General features: G+C 64.4%; 2 protein-coding genes. Both read left to right on the plus strand.

Translation table 11 applies throughout. The annotated features are described in order from the left end of the window. Window positions 1–121 precede the first annotated feature (121 nt). Window positions 122–1,027 carry a tyrosine-type recombinase/integrase gene (locus BKP54_RS34655; protein WP_057222714.1) on the plus strand — a complete coding sequence of 302 codons (906 nt, stop codon included), beginning with the start codon at window positions 122–124 and terminating at the stop codon, window positions 1,025–1,027. A 9-nt stretch (window positions 1,028–1,036) separates the two neighbouring features. Then, complete coding sequence (locus tag BKP54_RS34660; RefSeq protein WP_082571721.1) at window positions 1,037–2,245, plus strand: IS91 family transposase; 1,209 nt, start codon at window positions 1,037–1,039, stop codon at window positions 2,243–2,245. The last annotated feature ends 345 nt before the right edge of the window (window positions 2,246–2,590 follow it).

The following is a 2,590-nucleotide window of genomic DNA, read 5'->3' on the forward strand; positions in this document are numbered from 1 at the left end:
GCGGGCTGAGGCGTGTGCCTCGTTGACGGTATCGGCGAGGCTTTGATCGGACCAGGGGTGACGAACGGCCGGAGTCCTCCGAGCATGAAGGGGTCAACCTTCAGCTTGAGAGGAGCATCCGATGACCGTCGTTCCTAATCCATCCGGTAGCGCGCTTCGTGAGCGCATGATCGAAGACATGTCCATGCGCGGCTTCACCGAGGCCACGCGCCGTGACTACATCCGTTGTGTGAAGGCGTTTGCCGCCTTCATCGGCCGCTCCCCCGACATGGCGACGGCTGAGGATCTGCGCCGGTTCCAGTTGCACCAGACCCGGGTGGGCATGCAGGCAGCGAGCATCAACAGCTCAGTCTCGGCGCTGCGCTTCTTCTTCACTGTGACGATCGACCGGCCCGATCTCTCGCGCCGCCTGACCGTGATCCATCAACCACGCAGGCTGCCGCTGGTTCTGAGCGTCGCGGAGGTAGTACGGCTGCTCGACGCCGCACCGGGGCCGAAGTACAAGGCTGCCCTCGGCACGGCCTATGGCGCCGGATTGCGGGTGTCGGAGATCGTGGCGCTCAAGGTGACCGATATCGACTCGACACGCATGCTGATCCGCGTCGAACAGGGCAAGGGGCGCAAGGATCGCCACGCCATGCTGTCGCCGCAACTGCTCGAGTTGCTGCGGGCTTGGTGGCGCGAAGGCAAGCGCCGCGGCGTAATGCTGCCGCAGGGCTGGCTGTTTCCGGGCCGCAACCCGATCACGCCACTCTCCACGCGGCAGATGAACCGCGTCGTCCATACCGCCGCGCAAGCCGCCAAGATCAAGAAGCGGGTGACGCCGCACACGCTGCGCCACAGCTTCGCCACGCATCTGCTGGAGCAGGACGTCGACATCCGCGTCATCCAGGTCCTGCTCGGCCATGCCAAACTTGATACGACCGCGCTCTATGCCCGCGTCGCCACCAAGACCATCCGCGCCGTGATGAGCCCGCTCGACCGGATCAGACTTCTGACAGAGAACGAGACCAGACCGGACGCGTGACGCGTGGCGGTGAGCCGCCCGTTACTAGAGGTCGCCGATATCTTCCACCGCCATGGCGCCGCCTGGCGCGCGACCCATGCCGGTCACTTGAGCCTCGGCCAGTTGAAGGTAATGTCGGCGATCGAGAGCTGCCGCACCGCAGCCCTCGGCGGTCACGTCGAGGCATGCGAGGACTGCGGCCATAGCCGCATCGCCTATAACAGCTGCCGCAATCGTCACTGCCCCAAGTGCCAGGGTGCGGCGGCAAGGGAATGGCTCACCGCGCGCCAGGCCGATCTGCTGCCCGTCGGCTATTTCCATGTTGTCTTCACGCTACCGGTCGAGGTCGCCGACATCGCCTATCACAACAAGAGGATAATCTATGATCTCCTCTTCCGTGCCGCCTCGCAGGCCATGCTCACCATCGCGGCCGATCCCAAGCACCTGGGCGCACGCATCGGCATCACCGCCGTGCTGCATACGTGGGGCTCGGCGATGACCCATCATCCGCATGTGCACATGATCGTGCCCGGCGGCGGCATCGCGCTCGATGGTGAGCGGTGGGTGTCATGCCGACCCGGCTTCTTCCTGCCCGTGCGCGTGCTCTCAAGGCTGTTCCGCCGCCTCTTCCTGGCGAAGCTCACTGAGGCCCATGCCGCCGGCCAGCTGAAGTTCTTCGGCGATCATGCTGGCTTAAGCGAGCGCAGCTCCTTTGTTAAATTCCTGGTGCCGCTCAGAAAAAAGAACTGGTTCGTCTACGCCAAGCCACCCTTCGCCGGACCCGAGGCCGTTCTGGCGTATCTGTCGCGCTACACCCATCGCGTCGCCATCTCCAACAGCCGGCTGATCGCGCTCGATGGCTCTGGTGTGACGTTCCGCTACAAGGACTACCGTCGCAGCGGTGACGAGCGTTATCGGGCCATGACGCTCGATCCAGATGAATTCATTCGCCGCTTCCTGCTTCACGTGCTGCCCATGGGCTTCCATCGCATCCGACACTATGGACTGCTTGCCAGCGCCGGCCGCGCGGCAAATGTCGCCCGCGCCCGCGTGCTTCTCGCCGCGCCCCAGCCTGAAATCGGCCGATCCGATGATGCCGATACTGCTGCCCCACCAGACTGGCGGCCGCCCTGTCCGTGCTGCGGCGGGCGCATGATCATCATCGAGACCTTCGAGCGCGACAACCACGCCCAAGCACCGCCATCCGCCGCCTCAACAACAAGGCCCCAAACGCCATGACCGCGACCCGCCCGTCACGCACCATTCCTGCCCAGGAACCTCATCGTCCCCGGAAGGATAACTTCGTCCGCCCGCGTCGAACGTCGCAACTAAACACACCAAATCGACCTCGCTGGAACCACCAGGCCGCAGCATGCGCGGCACCGGCGAAGTTCGCTCCGACCTCACCATGATCATTACCACCCCTCAGCCGCACTTCGGCCGAACACCACCCAACGAAAACGACAAATCCCCATAGACCGGCAACCGCGCTTTCCATCCCGCGGGTTCTTTCACTGGAGGCTTTCGGACGCCGGCCCGAGCCAGGCCAACGCGTGGAGCGCCAGCATCCGAAACCCATCACAC

It is taken from the genome of Ensifer sp. 1H6 (assembly GCF_001976035.1).
GTDB lineage: Bacteria > Pseudomonadota > Alphaproteobacteria > Rhizobiales > Rhizobiaceae > Ensifer > Ensifer canadensis.